Origin of the sequence: Nodosilinea sp. FACHB-141, assembly GCF_014696135.1 — a bacterium.
In the GTDB taxonomy this organism is placed as follows: Bacteria; Cyanobacteriota; Cyanobacteriia; order Phormidesmidales; family Phormidesmidaceae; genus Nodosilinea.
Genome location: NZ_JACJPP010000023.1, coordinates 42868 through 64213 on the forward strand (window position 1 = coordinate 42868; position 21346 = coordinate 64213).

General features: G+C 60.1%; 15 protein-coding genes. 6 read left to right on the forward strand and 9 right to left on the reverse strand.

Annotated elements, in window-relative coordinates:
* Positions 1 to 29: 29 nt before the first annotated feature.
* The 3 genes from H6F59_RS24010 to H6F59_RS24020 form a co-directional block, all read right to left on the reverse strand.
* The gene (locus H6F59_RS24010; protein ID WP_190706821.1) at positions 30 to 5132 is read right to left on the reverse strand and encodes a PAS domain S-box protein; all 5103 of its coding nucleotides are present in this window, start codon (positions 5130 to 5132) and stop codon (positions 30 to 32) included.
* Between the two features lie 35 nt (positions 5133 to 5167).
* Entirely contained in the window at positions 5168 to 6295 is a 1128-nt protein-coding gene (locus H6F59_RS24015) for a response regulator (RefSeq protein WP_190706824.1), read from the reverse strand.
* Positions 6296 to 6430: 135 nt separating this feature from the next.
* The gene (locus tag H6F59_RS24020) at positions 6431 to 10678 is read right to left on the reverse strand and encodes a response regulator (protein WP_190706828.1); all 4248 of its coding nucleotides are present in this window, start codon (positions 10676 to 10678) and stop codon (positions 6431 to 6433) included.
* A gap of 250 nt (positions 10679 to 10928) precedes the next feature.
* Here H6F59_RS24020 and H6F59_RS24025 point away from each other — a divergent pair, with 250 nt between their 5' ends.
* The 6 genes from H6F59_RS24025 to H6F59_RS24050 all read left to right on the forward strand — a co-directional run bounded on the left by H6F59_RS24025 (position 10929) and on the right by H6F59_RS24050 (position 16350).
* Positions 10929 to 11066, forward strand: a complete 138-nt coding sequence (locus H6F59_RS24025; protein WP_190516066.1) for a hypothetical protein — start codon at positions 10929 to 10931, stop codon at positions 11064 to 11066.
* 31 nt (positions 11067 to 11097) lie between these two features.
* Positions 11098 to 13026 (forward strand): response regulator, encoded by a 1929-nt coding sequence (locus H6F59_RS24030; RefSeq protein ID WP_190706831.1) that lies wholly within the window; start codon positions 11098 to 11100, stop codon positions 13024 to 13026.
* An 88-nt stretch (positions 13027 to 13114) separates the two neighbouring features.
* On the forward strand, positions 13115 to 13492 hold the full coding sequence (locus H6F59_RS24035; RefSeq protein ID WP_190706833.1) for a response regulator: 378 nt from the start codon (positions 13115 to 13117) through the stop codon (positions 13490 to 13492).
* 86 nt (positions 13493 to 13578) lie between these two features.
* Positions 13579 to 13821 (forward strand): hypothetical protein, encoded by a 243-nt coding sequence (locus tag H6F59_RS24040; protein WP_190516073.1) that lies wholly within the window; start codon positions 13579 to 13581, stop codon positions 13819 to 13821.
* Between the two features lie 89 nt (positions 13822 to 13910).
* Positions 13911 to 15011: a bifunctional diguanylate cyclase/phosphodiesterase gene (locus tag H6F59_RS24045; protein ID WP_190706836.1), complete on the forward strand. Its 1101-nt coding sequence runs from the start codon at positions 13911 to 13913 to the stop codon at positions 15009 to 15011.
* 55 nt (positions 15012 to 15066) lie between these two features.
* Positions 15067 to 16350, forward strand: a complete 1284-nt coding sequence (locus H6F59_RS24050; RefSeq protein WP_190706838.1) for a GGDEF domain-containing protein — start codon at positions 15067 to 15069, stop codon at positions 16348 to 16350.
* Between the two features lie 150 nt (positions 16351 to 16500).
* On the opposite strand, the gene H6F59_RS24055 is transcribed toward H6F59_RS24050, so the two are convergent.
* From H6F59_RS24055 to H6F59_RS24080, 6 genes are all read right to left on the reverse strand, one after another.
* A complete protein-coding gene (locus tag H6F59_RS24055; protein WP_190516085.1) occupies positions 16501 to 17121 on the reverse strand; it encodes a precorrin-8X methylmutase in 621 nt (206 codons plus the stop codon).
* A gap of 181 nt (positions 17122 to 17302) precedes the next feature.
* Positions 17303 to 18361 carry a low-specificity L-threonine aldolase gene (ltaE, locus tag H6F59_RS24060; RefSeq protein WP_190706841.1) on the reverse strand — a complete coding sequence of 353 codons (1059 nt, stop codon included), beginning with the start codon at positions 18359 to 18361 and terminating at the stop codon, positions 17303 to 17305.
* Positions 18362 to 18508: 147 nt separating this feature from the next.
* Positions 18509 to 19063: a DUF3124 domain-containing protein gene (locus H6F59_RS24065; RefSeq protein ID WP_190706845.1), complete on the reverse strand. Its 555-nt coding sequence runs from the start codon at positions 19061 to 19063 to the stop codon at positions 18509 to 18511.
* A gap of 63 nt (positions 19064 to 19126) precedes the next feature.
* On the reverse strand, positions 19127 to 19762 hold the full coding sequence (locus H6F59_RS24070) for a LysE family translocator (RefSeq protein ID WP_190706848.1): 636 nt from the start codon (positions 19760 to 19762) through the stop codon (positions 19127 to 19129).
* 81 nt (positions 19763 to 19843) lie between these two features.
* Positions 19844 to 20797 carry a YihY/virulence factor BrkB family protein gene (locus H6F59_RS24075; RefSeq protein ID WP_190706851.1) on the reverse strand — a complete coding sequence of 318 codons (954 nt, stop codon included), beginning with the start codon at positions 20795 to 20797 and terminating at the stop codon, positions 19844 to 19846.
* A gap of 213 nt (positions 20798 to 21010) precedes the next feature.
* A partial coding sequence (locus H6F59_RS24080) for a response regulator (protein WP_190706854.1) occupies positions 21011 to 21346 on the reverse strand: 336 nt, incomplete at its 5' end.

A 21346-nucleotide genomic window follows, 5' to 3' on the forward strand; every position in this document is an offset into this window, starting at 1 on the left:
CTTCATCTTCGATCGCCGCTGCTTAGGCACTAGGTTTGCTGGGCTGCTTCCAGCAGCGGGTGCAGGGTGTCGAAGGCAAATTCGTCAATCTGCCAGCTCAGCCAATCGATCAGGGCTTTTTGCTCAAGGGGAATTTGGGCCAGCAGCTGGGTGAGCCGATCGCCGTCGAGTTGCACCGTGGCTTGCTGGAGCTGGGCCAGCAGCGGCTGAGGCAGCGATCGCCCTGCTGCGATCGCTGCCTCAGCGGACAGCACGGTAGCATTGCTCTCGGTGGCGAAGACTGGGCTGTAGGTGTACTTGACCCCCAAATGCTCAGCCAGCTTGGCCAGCAAATGGTCGAACTGAAAGGGCTTGCGCACAAAGTCGTCACAGCCCGATGCCAAAGCGCGGGCGCGATCGTCTTCAAAGGCGTTGGCGGTGAGGGCAATAATCTTGGTGGGAGCTGTGCCCGCACGCTGCTCCTGACTGCGCAGGGCGCGGGCCGTCTCGGGGCCGCTGAGAATGGGCATGCGCATGTCGAGCCAAATCAGCTGGGGTCGCCACTGCTGCCAGAGGTCGAGGGCGGCCTGGCCATTGTCGGCCTCGCGCACCTCAAAGCCCACCGCCCGTAAGAGCTCGCCCAGCAGGTGCCGGTGAGTGCTCTCGTCGTCGACGACCAAAATACGGTAGCTTGGCTGCCCGGCCGCCAAGCCAGTGACAGGAGTGGTCGGTGACGGCGTTTCACCATCTACGCTATCAGCTACCTGCATCGTCAGGGTAAAGGCAAAGGTAGATCCCTGGCCGGGCTGGCTTTCGACCGTAAGATCGCCACCCAACATCTGCACAAACTGACGGCTAATCGAGAGGCCGAGACCGGTGCCTGCCCCTTGCCCCACCTGCACAAACGGCTCAAACAGGCGATCGCGATCGGCAGCGGTGATGCCAATGCCGGTGTCGATGACGGCAAAGGTCACCCCTAGCAGGGCACCTGGTGTGGGGAACGCGGGCAGGGGATGGGCCGGAGTAACTCGCAGCGTGACCTGCCCGGCTGGGGTGAACTTAATGGCATTGCCGAGCAGGTTGATCAACACCTGGCGCAGCTTGGGCTCGTCGGCGACTAGGTAGCGAGGCAGGGTCGGATGGCAGTCTAAGACCAGCCCAAGCCCTTTGTCTTGGGCCCGCAGGTAGAGCATATCGCCCAGGGCCTTGAGCAAGGTGTGGAGATCGAAACGGACGGCGTTGAGGCTGACCTGGCCCGCCTCGATTTTGGCCATTTCTAAAATGTCGTTGATCAGCATTAGCAGGTGCTCGCCGCTGCGATTAATGATGCTGAGGGCCTGACCGTGGTCGCCGCTGAGGGTGGCGTCGCGGGCCATGAGCTGAGCAAAACCCAAAATGGCGTTGAGGGGAGTGCGCAGCTCGTGGCTCATGGTGGCCAAAAAGGTGCTCTTGGCCTGGTTTGCCGCCTCGGAGACCTGGACGGCCTGCTGGAGTTCCCAAGTGCGCTCCTGCACTCGCTGCTCTAGCTCCTGGTTGAGCTGGAGTAGCGACGCTTCCACCTGTTTGCGGGCGGTGATATCTTCGTAGCAGCCCAGCACGCCGATCACTACATTGTCAGCGTTGGTGAGGGGCACCTTGCTTGTCAAGGTCCAGAGGTCCTTGTTGCCGATCGTGCTAGCACGCTCTTCGTAGCCCAGTTTGGGCTGGCGGGTGGCCATCACCTGCCCATCGTCGGCCTGGTACTTAGCGGCATATCTGGCCGAGGGCAGTTCATCCTCGGTTTTACCAATAACGCGATCGGGAGTCAGGCCGTAGTCGCTGGCAAAGGCTGGGTTACAGCCCAAGAACCGATGTTGGCGATCTTTCCAAAACACTCGCTGGGGAATGGTGTCGAGCACGAGCTTGAGCATGTTGCGAGACTCTTGCAGGGCTAGCTCGGCCTGCTTGCGATCGCTGATGTCGTTCACCACCCCCAGCAGATATTGCGGCTGGCCCTGGGCATCCCGCACCAGCGAAACCGCCAGCGCTACCCACACCGTCGACCCGTCAGAGCGCACGTAGCGCTTTTCGATCATGAAGCTGGAGAGATCGCCCTTGAGCAGCTGCTTGACGTGGGTGCGGTCGAGTTCCACATCGTCGGGATGGGTCAAGCGGGCGTAGGTCATGGTTAGAAGGTTGGCGGTGGTGTAGCCCACCAGGTCGCAAAAAATTTGGTTGACCCGCACAATGCGCTCGTCTAAATCGGCCTCGATAATGCCCATGGCCGACTGCTCAAAGATGCCGCGAAAGAGTTCCTCGTTCTCCCGCAGCGCTTGCTCCGCCTGGCGGCGCTCGGTAATATCGGTGGCCACCCCGACTACGCGGTAGACCTCGCCGGCTTCATTCAACACAGGAAAGGAGCGATCGCTAATCCAGCGCAGTTCGCCATCGGCGCGGTAGATGCGATAGACCTTGTCTAAGGTGGTGGCGGCTGTGGCCGGCAGGGTGGCCTCCACCGCTGGTCGGTCGTCGGGGTGAATGCTGTTGAGCCAGACCGATGTCGACTGGTAAAGCGCCTCGCAGGACAGGCCCCAGATCTGCTCAAAGCCAGGGCTGACGTACAAAATTTGGGCGGTGTCTGCGGTGCTCATCCAAAATACCTCTTCAATCGCCTCAGCAATTTGGCGAAAGCGGGTTTCACTCTCTTGAACAGCCAGCTCTGACCGTTTGCGATCGCGAATGTCGCGGCCAATGGTGGCCAGACACAGGGGCTCTTGGGTATTAGGGTCTTTGACTAAAAACATCACCTGCTCGACGGCGATCGCCTCCCCAGTCTGAGCATGGCAAAAGGTAGACTCCCCCTGCCACATCCCCTCAGCCATCAGGGTGGGCAGGGCCTCCTGCTCAAATTGAGGCACTGTGGCGGCACTCAAAAGGCTTTTGATGGAGCGACCGGCGACGGGTTCATGCTCTAGCCCTACCAGGCGCTGGCCGGCTTGGTTGAGGTAGATGGCAACCCCGTCTAGGGTGGCCGTGCCGATCAAATCGGTGCTGTTTTCAACCACGGCAGCCAGAGTTTGCATGGCCTGGGTGCGCTGCTGTACCCGTTGTTCCAGCTCTTCGTTGAGCTGTTTGAGGGCCAGCTCTACCTGTTTGAGGGGGGTAATGTCGGTGGTGGTGCCCAAAAAAGCCTCGGGCTGGCCCTGGGCATTGCGCCGCAGATGCCCTCGCGATAGCACCCAGACCACCGAACCGTCGCAGTGGGGCATGCGGTACTCAAACACGAATTCCTCGGTCTTGCCCTGGATGCAGGCTTGAATCGCCGTGTTCAACGGGTCTCGATCTTCGGGATGAATCAGGGTGAGCCACTGATCGAGGCTGTCATCGATGACCTCACTGTCCCATCCCACCAGGGCTTTGATGGTGGGGTCGAGGTAGCCTGTGTTGGTGGCAAGGTTGAGTTCCCACACGCCCGCCCTGGCCGCCTGGGTGGCGCGACGGTAGCGCTCTTTGGCCAGCTCTAGGGCCAGCTCAGTGCGCTTGCGATCGGTAATGTCTGTCACCCGCACCAGCAGCATGGGGGTGTCGGCCACGGAGATGGGCTTGGCGGCCAGGTTGCCCCAAAACCGCTCCCCCTTGAGGGTCAAATATTCGACCTCAGTGCTCCAGAAGCCGTGTTTGGCCACTTCCTGGCGGGCTACTGTCAGCTCAGCCTCGCTAAAGGGCTGGCACTGGAGGCTGTTGCCCCGCCGCTGGAGCAGGCGATCGCCGCTGTCGGCCTCAAACAGCATCACCGCCCGCTGGTTGCAGTCGAGAATTAAATCGGTTTCGCGATCAACGATAAACAGGGCATCGGTCGATTCGTTGAATATGGCCTCCCGCAGATCGCGGTGGCGGCGCATTTCCATCTCAATGCCCTTGCGATCGCTGATGTCGCGCACCAGCACCAGCACCTGGTCGGCTTGGTAGGGCACCATGCGCACCACCTCATACTGCGTGCGATCGCCAAAGCTTAGCTGCTGCTCAAAAAACTGTGCGGTGCCCGTGGCCAGAGTGCGCTCGATCGCCGTCAGCCACTCGTAGGCAAGCTCGGGGGACAGCACGTCAGCAACGTAGGCACCCACAATACCTTGGGTGACTTGGGGCAGGAGTTCTCCTGTAAAGCGGTTGTAGGCAAAATCGACATACTGCCCCTGGGCGTTGACCACCGCCGTTAGGTCGGGCACCGCCGAGAAAATCGCCTGGTTTTTAGCCTCGCTTTGCCGCAGGGCCAGCTCCGCCAGCTTGGCTTCGGTGCGGTCTTGGCCGGTGCCCCGCAGCTGCACCACCTCTCCCTGGCCGTTATAAACCACCTCACCCCGGCCCACAAGGTAGCGCACCGAGCCATCGGAGCGGACAATGCGGTGCTCGACCTCGTAGGGGGTGCCAAGGGCGATCGCCCGCCCAATGGCCGTCTCTAGGGGCAGCCAATCCTCCGGGGGAATCATCTGTCGCCACTGGTCGTAGTCGGGCGCGGGCTGGGCCGGGTCGAGCCCATAGATGCGCAACAGCTCTGCCGACCCGCTGATGGTTTGGCTGGCCAGGTCAAGCTCCCAGCTGCCCAAATGGGCAATGCGCTGGGCCTCGGCTAGGCCGCTCTGGCTGCGGCGCAGGGCCCGCTCGGTCTGAGCGCGATCGCTGGCGCTGGCCACGCCCCAATCAAGCTGCACCATCAGCGCCGACATCCGCCTTTGCAGCACATCCAGCTGTCGGTGGGCGTCGTCTAGGGCGGCTTGGCTCAAGGTTAGCTGCTGCTCCTGGCGATAGTGCTTTAGGGCAGCGGTCACCGTAAACACCAGCTCGGCATCGGTGCCAGGGTAGGGCAATCGGCGATAGACCGATTCAGAATAGTCGGTGCTGGGTTGATCGGCCAGGGGCGGCTTCACTACCGGATCAAGCACTACTATCAGCGCCTGGGGAAAGCGATCGCAAAACGAGCGCAGAGCTCCGGTGTCAAGCCAGCTTGCGGGAACAATGGCGATCGCCACCTCGGCGAAGTCTAGCTGTGCAAGGTAGTCCGTCATCGCCGAGCCTGTGGTCGCCAGCACCACGCGACAGTCGGGAAATTTGGCGGCGAGCAGGGCGGGCACCTGAGCGAGGGCGTCGGCAAAACAGAACAGAGTGAGCGGACTCATGGGGGTTCCGAAAGCAACTTAGAGAGAAGACGAGGCTAGCCGTCACTGTCGGGGATAGCCCGCAGGGTAAAGTAAAAGGTGCTGCCCAAACCAGGCTGCGATTCTGCCCAAATCTGGCCGCCGTGGCGCTCAATAATCTTTTGACAGGTAGCCAGGCCAATGCCGCTGCCAGGGTAGCTCTGGGAGTCGTGAAGGCGATGAAAGGCCTCGAAAATTTGCCCTAGGTGCTCGGCCTCAATGCCGATGCCGTTGTCGTGAATGCTGAATTGCCAAGCCTGGGGCAAGGGTTCTACCGACAGCGTGATCTGGGGCACCGTATCAGGCCGGACAAATTTTAGGCCGTTGCTGATCAGGTTTTGAAACAGCTGCATGAGCTGCACTTCGTTCCCCATCACGGTGGGCAAATCGCCATAGCACAGCTGTGCCTGGGACTCGGTTAGGGCCACCTTAAGGTTGAGAATCACCTGGTCGAGCAGGGCGTTGCCATCAACCGGGGCAAAGGTCGGCTGGGCCTGCCCCGCCTGGGCGTAGGCCAGCCAGTCTTGAATCATCTGCTGCATGCGATCGCTGGCATCCAGAATGCTTTTTAGGTAGGGCTGGGCCGGCGACTGCTGCACGGCAGGGCAGGTGAGGCCAATCAGCTTGGTGTAGCCCAAAATGCTTTGCAGCGGCTGCTGTAGATCGTGGGACACCACCGATGCAAACTGTTCTAGCTCTCGGTTAGAGCGCACCAGCTCTTCGTTTTGAGCCACCAGCTGGGCCTGGAGCCGCCGCAGCTCTAGCTGGTGGGCAATGCGAGCCAGCACCTCTGCCTCCTGAAACGGCTTGGTGATGTAGTCGGCCCCACCGGCAGCAAAGGCCTTGACCTTATCGATCGCATCGTCGAGGGCGCTGATAAAGATCACCGGAATGGCTTGGGTTAAAGGATCAGCTTTCAGCCGCTCGCAGACTTCATAGCCGCTCATCTCCGGCATTTTGATGTCGAGCAAAATCAGGTCGGGGGGGGCAGCCTGGGCAGCGGCGATCGCCCACTGGCCGGTCAACGCCTTACGCACCCCCAGTTGATGGCGTCCCAACATCGCTGAGAGCAGCCGTAGATTGTCGGGAGTATCGTCAACAATCAAGATGTCGCCCTTGACGACCGCATCGTTAGGGGAAGTCATGGGGTACCTCCCGCCTCGATCTTGTACACCGTTCACCTCCGTTCTCTAGATCTGTTGTATCGCTCTGCGATCGCCGTCTCAGCCTACCGATCCTCACCCCTGCGGTGAATCTAGCTGGGGAAAGGCAACATTTATCTACACCGCAGCGTCTCCCTGGCGGGTCGCCTCGGCCCTAGGGCGCAGACAGTCAAGAATGCGATCAAACTCAAAGTTTCTGGCCCAGCCAGTCAAGGTTTGAGCCACGCTAACCGGAGCGTCGGGCATCTGGTTGAACAGCTCAAGCAGACGATCGTCGGAACCGGCAATGGCTGCCTGGGCCAGACTTTGTTGCCACTCAGGGGACATCGTTCGTAACCACAGCCCAAGCTCCACCGGTGCGGGCGGGGTAACTCCTACTCCAGCCCCCCTAGCAGTGCTGGGGGAAGGGGGAGAGGCGTCAGCCTCAGCAGCGTAGCGGTAGCGCACCGGCAGATAGGCAGCGATCTTTTGCAGTATCGCCTGCATCTGAAAGGGCTTGCGTACGAAATCATCGCACCCGGCGGCTAAGATTTTAGCTCGCTCTTCTTCAAAAGGGCTGGCGGTGAGGGCAATAATTACCGGTTTAGGGTCAAGGTGCAGGGCTCGAATTTGGCCCGTAGCAGCATAGCCGTCGAGACCGGGCATGCGAATGTCCATCCAGATCAGGTGAGGACACCAGCTGCGAGCTTGGTCGACAGCGGCGTAGCCATCTTGGGCCGCCTGCACCTCAAACCCGGCGGCGGTGAGCAGGCGCACCAGCAGGTAGCGGTTGGCCGGGTGGTCTTCAACCACCAACAGCCGCCAGGGGGGGTGATTGTCGGCCAGACCGATAATTGGGGGTTCGTCGAGGGCCGGAAACACCGCCGATCGCTCGATCCGCTGCACGGGCAGCACAAAGGTAAAGGTTGATCCTTGGCTAACTCGGGTCTCAAGGGTGAGCTCACCTCCCATCAGCTGCACAAACTGTTGGCTGATGGGCAGACCCAAGCCGCTGCCCTGGTGCGATGGTCCTAAACCGGCCTCTGACCATCGCAGCCCCGCCGCACTCTGAATGAAGGGCTCAAACAGGCGGTTGATATCTTCAGGGTCAATGCCGGGGCCGGTGTCAACCACGGCAAACTCCAGGGCGACGTTGGCTTCAGGACTGGCCACCCCGGGCTGCTCCAGAACTGGCTGGCAGCGCACTCGCAGCATCACCCGACCGGCTTGGGTAAATTTGATGGCGTTGCCCAGCAGGTTGATCAACACCTGGCGCAGTTTGCCCTCGTCGGTGGCGATGTAGGTTGGCAAGGCCGGGTCACAGTCAAAGCTCAGGCTGAGCCCTTTGGCCTCGGCCTGGAGGGTGAGCATGGCCTCTAGGCTAGACAACAGGTACGACAGATCAAAGGTGGTGACATGGAGCGAAATGCGCCCGGCTTCAATTTTTGACATCTCAAGCACGTCATTGATCAGCGCCAGCAGGTGCTCGCCGCTGCGGCTAATAATTTTTAGGTAGTCTTGGGCCTGGGTCTCTAGATGGCAATCGCGGGTAATCAGCTGGGCAAAGCCGATGATAGTGTTGAGGGGGGTGCGCAGCTCGTGACTCATATTGGCCAGAAAGATGCTCTTAGCCTGGTTGGCGGCATCGGCGGTTTCGCGAGCCTGGCGCAGGGCATCTTCGGTCTGCTGGCGCTCTAGCTCCGCTGCCGCCCGAGCTGCAAAAATGCGCAAAATTAGCTCGCGGGTGTGGTCGTCGACCATGGGTTTGTCGTCGATCACCGCCAGGTGGCCAATCACCTGGGAGGCCGCATCCACTAGGGGAATGCCCAAGAAGCTGATTGCCCCTAGCGACCTCAGCTCGGCATCGTCAGGGTAGAGCACTTGCACCCGCTGGGGTATATAGATCACTTCGCCCGCTATCAGTCGCTCACAGGGAGTGCCCGCTAGGTCATGCTCTAGGCGATCGCCCAGTTGACCCTGCTGCCAAAAGGCCAGGGTGCGGGTGCGGCCTGGGTCTGCCGGCAGCCGTTGGGTGACAAGGACATGGCGCACCTGCAAAATATCGGCCAGATAGCGCACCAGCGACTCAAAGAAATCGCTGCCTGTTTTAGCGGCAGTGCCTTCCACAATCAGCCGCAGCGATTCCTCCTGACGCTTCACCTGGGTTAGGTCTTCGGCCACCCCCACTAGGCGATAGACCTCCCCCTGCTCGTTGCGAATGGGAAAGGCCCGCACCCGCACCCAGGCTGGCTGTCCCAGAGGACGAGTGATGCGAAATTCTTCGTCGTAGCTGAAGTGGGTCAGGGCTTTGGGAGCGGGGCGGCGGGGCAGGCCCCGGATCACCCGATCGCGATCGGCAGGGTGCACCGCCTCGACCCAGGCCCGCGCGTCGTGGTAAAGCTCTTCCCGGCTACGGCCCCAGATGCTTTCGTAGGCAGGCGAAACGTAGGCAAACTGGCGCTGCTGGGGCTCGTAGATCCAAAAAACGCTGTCAATGTATTCCGCCAGCTGGCGAAATTTTTCTTCGCTCTGGCGCAGGGCGGCCTCAGCCTGTTTGCGTTCGGCTTCAAGCCGCATCCGTTCGCTGATGTCGCCAGTCGAGCCCACCAGGCGAATTGGTCGACCCTGCTCATCCCACAGGGCCTGACCCCGGGAGATCACCCACTTGTAGCTCTGGTCGCGGCAGCGCAGCCGATACTCAACCTCGTAGGTGGGCAGGCGGCGCTGAATCAGGTAGGCGTGGTGCACCGCCATAACGCGATCGTAATCGTCGGGGTGAATGCGCGACTCCCAGCGCAAGTCGTCATCGCTCAGCCGTTCGTTCGTAGCCGGGTCGCTGAAGCCCAGCAGCGCCCTGTAGCGCTCGGAGAAAAACGCCGTCTGAGTGCGAAAGTCGAGGTCGTAGATGCCCGCGTTGCTGCCCTGAATGGCTAACTGCCAGCGCTCTTCACTCTGCTGGAGTTTGACCCTGGCCCGCTGCCGCTGCTGCTCTAGTCGGTCGGTGCTGATCACCTTACCAATGCTCTGGGCCATCAGCTCAATAATTTCGGTTTCGTGCTGATTGAACCCATGGGGGCGCGGGGTGGTGTCAAAAAAGCACAGGTTGCCATAGACCTCGCCCTCCACCCAGATTGGGGTGCCCAGGTACGACTCTAGCCGCAGTGCTTGATATAGGGGGTGCTGGCGCAGCTCCGGCTGGGTACCAATGTGGGTAAAGCTGACGGTGCGCTGCTGATAAATAGCCAGGCTGCAAAAGGTGTCGTCGAGGGGGCAGCGCCAGTCGGGCTTTAGCCTCGGTAGATTGGCCTCCGTGGCGATCGCCACGTAGTCTCCGTCCTCGATCTTGCCCACTAGCCCACCGGTAAATCCCAGCATCTGACGGCCGGTATTGAGGTAGTCGTGGAGCAGGGCATCAAAGCTGTCAAACTGGGTCAGGCTGAGGCGGTGCAGGTGCTTTAGGCTCTGGCTAAAGTGGTTGAGCGCCTGGGAGTTTTGCAGCAAAATTTGCTCGGCTTGCTTGCGGGCAGTAATGTCGCGGTACTGCCAGAGGTGACCCTCTAGGCCGCGATCGCCTCCTAGGGGCACGTAGTCGCGCTCTAGAGTGCGACCATCGGCTAGGGCAATCTCTTCGGCCACCACCGGCTGCTGGGCCTGCCGCAGGGCTGCTATGCGCCGAGTAAAGGCGATGGCATCGACCCACAGACCGGCACTATCCTGGGCAAAGGCTTGGCCATCGGCCCCAACTAGAGCGGCTGGGGGCAGATCCAGGCGAAACAGGTCGCAACAGGGCTGGTTGACCATGAGCACCTGGCCGGTTGGGGTCTCCAATATCACCCCCACCTGAAGGTGCTCAATCAGCGTAGACAGCTGAGCCGTTGCTTGATGAAGGCTGGCCTCGGCCTGGTTGCGATCGCAGATTTCCTGCTGAAGCTGCTGGTTTTGCACCGTCATGCAGTGCTGCAAGCGCCGAATTGTCAGCTGATTTGCCACTCGGGCCAGCAGTTCTTCAACTTGGAAGGGTTTGGTGAGATAGTCGGCAGCCCCCACCTCAAAGGCCTTAACCTTATCGAGCGCCTCATCCAGGGCGCTGAGAAAAATCACCGGGATGGCCTGGGTATTGGGGTCAGCCTTCAGCCGCTGACACACCGCATAGCCATCCATCTCGGGCATGCGAATATCTAGCAGAATCAGGGCGGGCTGGGTGGTGTTGACGGCCAGCAGCGCCATGGCCCCGCTGCGGGCGCACCGCACCCTATAGCCCTGGCCCTTAAGGGTTTTAGAGAGAAACCTGAGGTTTTCTAAGGAGTCATCTACGATCAGCAGAGTTTCGCCCGCCGCAACTCGATCGGCGTAGCGCATTGCAGGGTCGGGGCAGGGAAGCGGCATGACTCGAGGCGTTAGAGCAAGACCAATGTAGCCAAGATTCCCGAATTGGAGGGGTTTTGCCCAAAACTAGCCAAACCGCTGTTGGCGACGACGGGAAATTTGGTTGGGGGCCTCAAGCATTTCATCGGCCAGCTACGCCACCACGGTAGCTAACCCGTAGCCATTGGGGAGGGGGGTTAGATCCCTCTTCCCGACAACTCTTACCCCGGGGCGGGCTATAGACAACCGGCGGAACTCCTGCTCCCTTGCTGTGACGCTATCTTGGGAACATATTCATAGCGAGCGGCAACTGTGGCAACAGCGTGAACGCAGCAGCGGCAATCCGATCAGGCTGGGGCGGGGCGATGCTGCTGGCGCGGAAATTCTGCGATCGCTGCGGGCATTCTAAGCTACGCACCCCTGCGACGGCTGAGGCCACCATGAAAATTCTTCTGGTCGACGACGACGAGGTCTTAATCGAGCGGCTGACCAGCGATCTAGCCGCCCAACATTACGTTGTCGACACCACCACCGACGGGTTGCTGGGCTGGGAGTATGCCCGGTCTACCTCCTACGATCTGATCGTTTTAGACATTGATATGCCGGGTTTAGATGGGCTGTCGCTGTGTCGTCGGCTGCGCCAGACGGGCTATGTCGGGCCAATTTTGCTGCTGACCGGGCGCGGCAGCAACAGTGACAAGGTCGAAGGGCTCAATGCCGGTGCCGACGACTACCTGGTTAAACCCTATACCCTGACTGAGCTGACCGCCCGCCTGCGCGCGCTGCTGCGCCGCCCCACGGTGATGAGCAGCCCCACTCTGCACTGGGGCCAACTCCGGTGCGACCCCAAGGCGAATTTGGTAACAGTAGCCGACCAGACGGTGGTGCTTTCTCCCAAGGAATATGGGTTGCTGGAACTGCTGCTGCGCCACCCCGATCGCATTTTCAGCAACACAGTGTTGCTAGAACGGCTGTGGAGCGCCGACGACTGCCCTGGAGAAGAAACCATTCGCACCCATATTAGGCGGCTGCGGCGCAAGCTCAAGCAGGCCGGTGCCGACGATATGGTCGAGAACGTCTACGGCATGGGCTATCGCCTCAGGCCTGCTCCACCGGCCGCCGAGCCAGAGTTGCCTCAGCCCGACCCCTCCCCAGAGCAGGCCAAAGCAGCGGCCGCCCGAGCCGCGGCGATCGCCGCCTTTGACCAGTTTCGACCCATCCTGAGCGATCGCATGGCCGCCCTGCGCCGGGCGGCGACTGCCCTCAACCAGCCTCCTTTGCCCGAGGAGGTGCGGTCACTGGCCCAGGGAGCTGCCCACAAGCTGGCCGGCTCCCTGGGCCTGTTTAGCCTAACCGAAGGCTCACACCTAGCCCGCCGCCTCGAAGACTGGCTCATGCAGCCCGATGCAGCCCAGGGCGGTGAGTTTACTGCTCTAGTGGATCAACTCGATGCTCAGCTAGCCGCCGGCCCCAAGGAGATCTCCACGCCCCCCGTTGAGTCACGCATTGTGCCCTTGGCCGTGCCGCTGCGCCCCACAGATACCCGGTATCGGGTGCTGGCTGTTGATGACGACCCGTTAATTTTGGCTCAGCTCCAGCGCCTGCTGCCCCCCTGGGGCCTCGACGTGGTGACGCTCGATGACCCCCGCCAGACCTGGGCCGCCTTGGAGGTCAGCCCTCCTGATCTGGTGCTGCTCGATTTGGATATGCCCCATGTCAGGGGTGTGGAGCTATGCCGGCAGCTGCGCCAGCAGGAGCGCTGGCAGACCCTGCCGATTTTATTTCTCACCGCCTGCCGCGAGACGGTTGCCGTCTATGAGCTTTACCAGGCGGGGGCCGACGACTATCTGCCCAAGCCCATTCTGGAGCCAGAGCTGGTCAATCGCCTGTTTCAACGGCTAGAGCGGGGCCGCCTGCTGCAAACCCTAGCGGGCACCGACCCGCTCACCGGCCTGGCTAACCGCCGCAAGGGCACCATTGAATTCGACCTGCTGCTGCACCTAGCTCACCGCTCCCCTCAGCCCCTCAGCCTGGTGCTGCTGCACCTGAGCCCTGATCTGGCCTCTGCAAAGGACTTAATGGTGGCGCTGGCGGCGGTGCTGCCGACCCTGACGCGCCAAGGCGATGCGATCGCCCGCTGGGGATCGCAAGAAATTTTGATCGGAGCGCTAGCCCCTGCCTGGTCTTCCCCCCAGGATGCGCTGGGGCCACCCCTGGCTCAGCTCTTAGCCGACCAGCTGCGCTCAAGCTCAGGCAATCTGGATCTACCCCTAGGCTTCCTCTTGGGCGCAGCCACTTTCCCAGCCGATGGCCATACCCTGGACCGCCTGTACCAAGAGGCGATTCACCGCCTAGCCCCCCTCGGATAGACTGACCGAGGGCAGGCTCTGGGTGGGGTTTAGCCCCGCAGTAATCGAGTTCTGTATTTAGTAACCGGCATGTACCGGCATTTGTATCATGGCCGCCAAACGCATCTTAATTATTGATGACGAAGCCGACGTGCGCGAGATTGCCAAGGTTAGCCTAGAAATCACCAAAAACTGGGAGGTTACGACCGCCGCCTCTGGTGAGGAGGGCGCGGCCTTGGCGGTCACCTATCGTCCTGACGCCATCTTGCTCGATGTGGTCATGCCCAAGGTTGACGGTCTCGCCACCCTGCTTAAACTCGGTGAAAATATTGAGACTCAGCACATTCCAGTGATTTTACTGACGGCTACCCTACGGCTGGCCACCCAACAATCCTTTGTGGCGGCGGGGGCGCGGGCCGTGCTGATCAAGCCCTTTGATCCTGGCCTGCTGGGCGGACAAATTGAGTCTGTTTTGGGATGGCAGTAGCGCCAGTGTGAGAGGATTCAAGGTGTTCACATAGCTGTCACTTTTGTTTTCTATTCTGAAAAAGACGTCTTGCCAGCAGCCCCGCTATGCTCCCCCTAATAGTGGTCGAGGAGTTCATCTCTTCCTTTAAATTCTGGAATCAGGGCATTCATGACGGCATGCTCTACCGGAATGACTTTTACATTAGCTTGCAGCAGTTCCCCCTGGCTGACCGGCTCCAGGCCTACCGCCAAGCTACCCAGGAAAGTAATAAAGGATTTAAGGTATGCATCACCGTGTCAAAGACCCACTACACCATCTGGGTCGAGATGCGATCGCAGACCGCCTAGTCTCCTAGCACTCCCGCCCTGCTTGCTCCACCTAGCCTCGCCCCCAATGTCTCAACCCACTAACGTTTCTATAGCCTTAAGCATCTTCCATGGCGTACTCCAACTCGGCTCAGCCCAGTGAGGATTTGTGTTCGATTGCCGACTGCTCAGCCCACCCCTTCGATGACGTCTCGCTGCTAATCTGTCACGAGCTACGCACTCCCCTCGCCTCAATTCAGGGGGCGCTTAAGCTTTTGGGGTATCAGCAGTCGGGGTCGCTCTCCGACGATGGTCAAAGGCTGCTGGCGATCGCCATCAACAACGCCGACCGCCTCAACCGGCTGGCCAACGCCCTAGAGAACCAGCCCACGCCCCTACTGACGCTGCTCTCAACGGCCGAGCTAGAGCTGCTTCAGCTCGAAAACGACCTGCACCAGGCGGTGGAGGAGCAGGCCATCCACCTGGCCTACCAGCCGATTGTATCGATTGAGCACAACCGGATTATTGGCTTTGAGGCGCTGGCCCGATGGCATCACAGCAGCCGGGGCATCATTTCGCCAGAGGTGTTTATTCCCCTAGCCGAGAAGGCCGGTCTGATCGATACCCTGGGGCTGTTTTTGCTCGATCAGGCCTGCCAACAGCTGCACCAGTGGCAGGTGCAGTTTCCGGCGGTGACTCCCCTCAGCGTCAGCGTCAATCTCTCGGCGGTGCAGCTGCGCCATCCCCAGCTGGTGGAGCACATTGGCCAAATTCTTGAGCGCCACCACATTGCCCCCCACAGCCTTAAGCTCGAAGTCACCGAAAGCGCGCTGATTGAAAACAAGGACCTAGCCCTCAGGGCTCTAGTCGAACTTCAACAGCTGGGCATACAGCTCTACATCGACGATTTTGGCACGGGCTATTCGTCCCTGGGGCGGCTGCAAGACTTGCCCTTTGACACCCTCAAAATCGATCGCTCGTTTATTCGCAACAAAAACTGGGCGATGAGCGAGGCCATCTTTATGCTGGCTGAGCGGCTGCGGCTCGATGTGATTGTTGAAGGAGTAGAGACTCTCGACGACTTGATCACCCTCAAAGAGCTGGGCTACAAGAAAATGCAGGGCTACTACTTCTCCCGGCCCATCGACGGCCAAGAGATTGCCTGCCTGCTGATGCGCCAGGTGCTGGATGGTCAGCTGTCGTTTGCCCCTGAGCTAGCACGGGTTGCCTAGGCAACCTCGCTCCCCTCAACCGGCCGGGAAACGCGCTCTACAACTGGTGCCCTGTATGATGACTCAAATTAAAGAGACTCCGTGCCCGGGGTGGGAGGACGACTGCCCCCACCTGGCCCTGCTGATCCAAGATGGTGAGCGCCGTCAGATTATGCCGCTGGGCAAGCGATTTTATTCCATTGGCCGCGATCGCACCAAAGATATTCGCCTGGTGTCTGAGGGGGTCTCTGGCCACCACGCCAGCCTAGTGTGGCTCGACCACTGCTATGTGATTCACAGCGACGACGCTACCGACGGCCCCAGTTGTCAGCCGCTGACAATTAACGACAACCCGGTGCAAACTAGCCCCCTCCGCCCCGGCGACGCCATTGGCTTTTGCCATGGCGTACGCGCCCGACTGATTACCGTGCGGTCTGGAGTTCCGGTTGCTCCGCCTCTCTGTCTGCTGCCGTCGCCGGCCCATGCGATCGCGCCTGGTGCCAGCCTGCTGAATCATTTCCCTGACCTGATGCTGAAGTTTGATGCCAATGGCTCTATTCTCGATGTTAAGCCTTCTGTAGACCCCGACCTCAGCCGGTTGCCCATCGGCGCAGCGGGCCAGTCGATTGTGAGCTGCTTTGAGTCGAGCTTTGCCGCTAAACTGTTTAGCTACGGTCAGATGGCCAGTCGCACTCAGTCGCTGCAATGCTTTGAGACCGAGTTGACTGTAGAGCAGCAGAAGATTTTTTGCGAAGCCCGCCTGCTGCCCACCGAGCAAGGCCACCGAATTGCCATTATTCGCAATGTCACGGAGCGCAAGCGGCTAGAGCTGGAGTTGCGATCGGGGGCAATTCACGACACCCTGACTAGCCTGCCCAATCGCCGCTTTTTTATGGAAAAGGCAGCTCATGCGATCGCCCTCAAACGCACTAGTGCCGCCTACAGTTTTGCGGTGTTGTTTATTGATCTAGACGACTTTAAAGGAGTCAACGATAGCTTGGGCCATCGGGTGGGTGACCAGCTGCTGGTGGAAATTGCCCTTCAGCTCAAAGCCTGCCTGCGCCCCCAGGACACCGTCGCCCGGCTGGGGGGCGACGAGTTTGCCATTTTGCTGCATGAGGTTGCCTCGGGCGAAGCCGCCGTTGCCGTGGCCACCCGGATTCAACAGGCGCTGGCTTTGCCGCTGCTGCGCGACCATCCAGAGGTGTGTTCGAGCGCCAGCATTGGCATTGCCTTAAGGACTGAAAGCGATGACAGTGTAGAGGCTATGCTCAACCACGCCGATATGGCCATGTATCGGGCCAAAGCCTTGGGCGGGTCGCAGTACGCGGTGTTTGATCCGGCCATTGATCCCGCTTGACAGCGGCTAGTGACAGCGCTGGCCAGCGGGTAAGGGAGCGATCGCCCTGAAAGACCAGATTGACCTAGCCTTCGCCGCCGCTCTCCATCGCACAACGAAAGGGAATGGCCCTGAACCCTGCACCTTGCACCCCACAGCTTTCACAAACCGCTAGGGATTCTCTTTGCCGTAGGCCTGCCAGGCTAGGTCGACCAGGCCGTTAACGATCGCAGCGGCGACCACAGGGCTGCCTTTGCGGCCGTTGATGGCCACATGGGGCACCATGGTGTCTTGCAGGCGGCCTTTGATCACAGCGGTTTCTATGAACCCGGCGGGGGTCGCGACCACCAGCGCCGGGCGCACCTTGTCGGCGTCGATCAGGTCGACCAGAGTAGACAGGGCCGCCTCTGAAGACCCGATGATAAAGATGCCTTCAGGGTAGCGCTGGGCTAGGGTCTCTACCCCCCACGAGGCTTGGCTTTTGCCCTTCTGAGGCCGGGTCAAGGCGTCCATGCTGCAATAGACTGGGTTGGCAAAGGTCTGCTGAATGCAGGGGGTAATGCCCACCTGCACCATGGGCACATCGACAACGATGGTGGTGCGGGCCGCCAGGGCTGCGGCCCCCGACTGCAGCGCCTGGTCAGAGAAATGAATGAGATCTTTGAAGGCAAAGTCGGCGGTGGCATAGATTACCCGGCGCACAATTTCGTATTCCGATGGCGAGAAGCTGTGGTCGCCAATTTCGGAGTCAATCACGCGCAGGCTTTGGGCATCGGTCACATGCCATTCCATAGGGGGCCGGTTAAAAGGGGTGGGTCAGTTTGCTGGGCTAAGTTTAGCCAGGTCTGGGGTGTAGCGCAACCAGCAGCGCGATCGCCACAGCTGGATCCTTTAAGGATTAGATCCCGAAGACGGCTGTAGGCCAAGTTCCTTAAACCCTACACCCTCGCCGCCGATTGTCCTGCTGCTGGGGTCAATGCCGGCGCAGAATAGTGCCTATGGCCGCTATCAGTCGCTCGACTTGGGGCGGCTTAATCCAGTAGTGGGTGACGGCCCGCAGGCGGCGATCGCCATACCCGCCGATATACAGTCCGTACTCAAGCTTCAGCGCTTTGATCAAGGCTTCTGGGGAAATAGCAATTCCCTCAGCCAGGTCAAAAAACACCATATTGGTTTCAACCACCGCTGGATCAATTTCAATGCCTGGGATCGTCGCCAATCCCTGAGCTAGAGCCTGGGCGTTATCGTGATCGCTCTGCAATCGCTGGCTCATGGTCTTGAGGGCAATGATGCCTGCTGCAGCTAGCCCACCGGCCTGGCGCATGCCACCGCCTAGCAGCTTGCGGTGGCGGCGGGCCTGGTGGATAAACGCCTCGCTGCCCACCAGCAGGGAACCCACTGGAGCGCATAGCCCCTTGCTGAGGCACACGCTCACCGAATCGACATGGGCGGTAATGTCGGTGGGCTCGACCCCAAGAGCGGTGACGGCATTGAACAGTCGCGCTCCATCTAAATGCACCTTGAGATGATGCTCGTGGGCTAGGGTGCCGATCGCGGCAAAGTAGTCGGGCTCGATCGCCGCGCCATTGTTGCCGCCGGAGCTGTTCTCTAGCAGAATCAATTGGCTATGGGGCAGGTGTGGATTATCCACTCGAATTGCCGATTTGATCTGATCGATCGCTATGCGGCCTCGGCTGTCGGTGGGCAGCGGGCGAGTGGTGATGCCGCCCAGCACAGCGATGCCGCCCGCCTCCCAACAGAAGGTGTGGGCGTCTTCGCCGAGGATGGCTTCGTCACCGCGCTGGGCGTGGGTGAGGGCGGCGATCAGGTTACCCTGGGTGCCGCTGGTGACAAACAGTCCTGCCTCTTTGCCCAGCAGATTGGCGGCTAGGGCTTCTAGCTCGTTGACGGTGGGGTCTTCGCCGTAAACGTCATCTCCCAGTTCGGCGGTGGCCATGGCCTCGACCATGGTAGGGGTGGGCCAGGTGACGGTGTCGGAGCGGAAGTCGGTGGCGGGGTGGATGGTGGACATGGGAGGGGTAGAGGTAGGGGGTGGATGGGTGGATGAGTGAGGGGTGGATGAGTGGTCGGGTTAGGGGTAGGGGGTGGGGAGAATCGGGGGGAATGCAGAAGGTGGGGGCTTTCGGGATGGATACTTGTTTGAACTGTGCGGTTTTCTTTAGGGTTGCAGTTCCTCGATGATGCGGGCGGGGCTGACGAAGGAGAGGCCCTGCTGGGAGGCGGTGCTGATCATCACTGCTTCGATGACGGGGGCGCTGACGGGGGCAGCGGATTGCCAGGTGACGACGAAGTTGGCCCCGACGCCGCCGGCTGTATTGGTGCGATCGACGACGACTTCGGTGGAGGCGAGGGGGGCGAGCTGAATGGGGGCATCGAGGTAGGTGACGAGGCGATCGCCTCCTGAGTTGTAGTAGTCCAGCGTGGTGATGGTGATGGGCTGGCGGCGATCGCTGTTGCGCAAACTTAGGGTCACCGTCAGCTGAAAGGTGCGGTTGGCTTCGGAATCAAAAATTTCGGAATACACCGGCACGTAGAGGGTTTGCCCCTGCACCGCAGCGGCTGGGGTAGCGGCTAAGACGGTGACGCCGGGGCGATCGCCAAAGCGCTCCTGGGCAGAGAGCGGGGAGGCTGGGCTGGTTGCCGGGGTTTGGATTGCGCAGGCCGACAGCAGACCCAGGCTTAAACAAATCAGCGCTACTCTAAAGCTCATCATTAGACGGGTTCCTCTGATTAGTTGACCCACGCGCACCGACAGTATCACTGGTTGCTCAGGCCGCTAGCTCGGCTCGGCGATCGCCACATACGCGCCCAGACCAATCATGGTGCAGCCCGATGTGAGGCGCTGACCGCGTCTAAAGCTGCCGCTCGTCCGCAGTCTCTGCCCAATCGGCCCGGCAAAAGACGCGACAAAAACATCCACCGCCAGATTCAGAAAATCGGTGATCAGACCCAGCACCAAAAACTGGGTTAAAACACTGCCGCTTTCAATATTGATAAACTGCGGAATAAAGGCTAGGAAAAACAGCGCCGTTTTAGGATTGAGCACCTCAGTAATCACGCCCTGATAAAACGCGCTGCCTCGACGGGGCGACGGCACGGCAGCATCGGCATTGACGAGTAGCATATCTCGACTCAACAGCGTGCGCAGCCCTAAATAAATGAGGTAAGCAGCGCCGGCGTATTTCACCAGGGTGAATGCCACAGCCGAGGTCATCAGCAGGCTAGAAATGCCGACAGCGGCGGCAAAAACATGCACCAGCCCGCCGACAAACAGGCCCAAGGCCGATGAAATGCCCTCAGATTTGCCGCCGTTGAGGCTGCGAGCCAGCGTGTAGAGAATGCCCGGCCCTGGGGTAATGCTGAGAACAAAAGCGGCGGTAAAAAACAGACTAAGCGTTGCTACATCGGGCATGTCAATCTCCGTTAGATTAAATCTTCTATCTAATATCTGCGGTTTTTCAACATCTCCAATGGTGACCCAGCAGACTGTGCCCTATTCCCCAAACCGGGCGGTTCGGCGTTTGGTGCCAAACAGATGGGCATAGACAAACGAAAACTCGCAGCCCGCAAAGAAAATCTGGCAGGCCAAAAAGATCCACAGCATCAGAATCATCACGCTGCCGATCACGCCGTAGGAGACGAAGCGGCTGCCCAGGGTAATGACGCTGTTGCTGACCAGCCACTGCAAGCCCGCCAGCAGCAGAGTGGTGAGCAGGGCACCGGGCCAGATGTCGCGCCAGGAAAGTTTGATTGAGGGCAGAATGCGGAACAGCCCGGCGATCGCAAAACCCAGCGCCAAAAACGACCAGCTCGCCTCCAAGCTTTTGCCTAAAATTGCTTCGTCAATGGTGAGGAAGTCAAAGGTGGCCTGAAAGGTGTTCACCAGGGTGAGAATGACCTTGATGACAATTTGCGACAGCAGCGAGGCCAGCAGCAGTAGCGCTGTGGCGATCACCAGTACAAAGGCCGACAGTTTGTTGACAACAAAAAACAGCGCTATGCGGACCGGCGACCCCGCTTCGCTGACACGGCTGGGGGTTTCCCAGATTTTGTTCACCGATCGCTTCAAGATCGCAAAGATAGTGCTGGCAGCAAACAGCAAGATACCAAAGCCAATTAGTCCTGCTCCAACGCTATTTTCGTTGAGGGCAACGATGGTGTCTTTGATCAGATCGTGCACTTCGGGGGGCAGGTAGCGCACGATGATCTCCTGCATGGCGACCAAGGCCTCTGAATCGGGACCAACCAGCGCCCCCACCACGCCGAGAATCACCAGCAGCAGCGGAAACAGCGAAAACAGCGCGTAGTACGACAGCGCTGCCGCCATGCCGGGAACGTTGTCGCGATCCCACTTCAGCCAGGTTTGAATCAGGAGCTGGGCGGGTTTGGAGGGGATCACCTGGGTGCGCAGGTAGGGCAGCAGGCGCGATCGCACGTATTGCAGCATGGGTGACGGGCAGAGCAACCGAGGCTATTATCGCCCACCCCCGCAGCCGGTGTAGAAGAGAGCGATACAACTAGTAGTCTGCCAGGCCAAAGGTGACAGGTTAGAGAGGGTATAGGGTCTAAGGTGTTCGGTTCATGACCTACCTTAAACCGGACACCCTTAAACCCTATACCCCTAGTCGTTAGAGCTTGTCACAGTCAGCTTGGCTAAACACTAACCGCCGGTTGCCGGTGGCGGCTGCACCAGCGTGGCGATCGCGCTCACCAACAGGTCTGGTTCAATGGGTTTGGCTAGGTGCAGCTGAAAGCCAGCGGCCAGGGCATGCTGCTGATTGATCTCTCCGGCGTAGGCCGTCAGGGCGATTGCAGGAATGTTGCCGCCCTGGTCGTGGCGTCTTTTGCGGATCTGCTGAATCAGCGCGTAGCCATTCATCTCTGGCATGCCGATATCGCACAGCAACAGGTCGGGTACAGACTGATTGAGCTGGCCGAGAGCCTGTAGGGCTGAGGCGGCAACCGCTACCTCAGCCCCCGCCTGGGTGAGCACGAA

What these genes read in the sequence shown, in the direction of transcription:
- H6F59_RS24035 (WP_190706833.1), top strand. Translation starts at nt 13,115, where the DNA reads ATGGCCGCCAAACGCATCTTAATTATTGATGACGAAGCCGACGTGCGC.
- H6F59_RS24050 (WP_190706838.1), top strand. Translation starts at nt 15,067, where the DNA reads ATGATGACTCAAATTAAAGAGACTCCGTGCCCGGGGTGGGAGGACGAC.
- H6F59_RS24010 (WP_190706821.1), bottom strand. Translation starts at nt 5,132, where the DNA reads ATGAGTCCGCTCACTCTGTTCTGTTTTGCCGACGCCCTCGCTCAGGTG.
- H6F59_RS24070 (WP_190706848.1), bottom strand. Translation starts at nt 19,762, where the DNA reads ATGCCCGATGTAGCAACGCTTAGTCTGTTTTTTACCGCCGCTTTTGTT.
- H6F59_RS24040 (WP_190516073.1), top strand. Translation starts at nt 13,579, where the DNA reads ATGCTCCCCCTAATAGTGGTCGAGGAGTTCATCTCTTCCTTTAAATTC.
- H6F59_RS24045 (WP_190706836.1), top strand. Translation starts at nt 13,911, where the DNA reads ATGGCGTACTCCAACTCGGCTCAGCCCAGTGAGGATTTGTGTTCGATT.
- H6F59_RS24020 (WP_190706828.1), bottom strand. Translation starts at nt 10,678, where the DNA reads ATGCCGCTTCCCTGCCCCGACCCTGCAATGCGCTACGCCGATCGAGTT.
- H6F59_RS24075 (WP_190706851.1), bottom strand. Translation starts at nt 20,797, where the DNA reads ATGCTGCAATACGTGCGATCGCGCCTGCTGCCCTACCTGCGCACCCAG.
- H6F59_RS24030 (WP_190706831.1), top strand. Translation starts at nt 11,098, where the DNA reads ATGAAAATTCTTCTGGTCGACGACGACGAGGTCTTAATCGAGCGGCTG.
- H6F59_RS24055 (WP_190516085.1), bottom strand. Translation starts at nt 17,121, where the DNA reads ATGGAATGGCATGTGACCGATGCCCAAAGCCTGCGCGTGATTGACTCC.
- H6F59_RS24015 (WP_190706824.1), bottom strand. Translation starts at nt 6,295, where the DNA reads ATGACTTCCCCTAACGATGCGGTCGTCAAGGGCGACATCTTGATTGTT.
- ltaE (WP_190706841.1), bottom strand. Translation starts at nt 18,361, where the DNA reads ATGTCCACCATCCACCCCGCCACCGACTTCCGCTCCGACACCGTCACC.
- H6F59_RS24065 (WP_190706845.1), bottom strand. Translation starts at nt 19,063, where the DNA reads ATGATGAGCTTTAGAGTAGCGCTGATTTGTTTAAGCCTGGGTCTGCTG.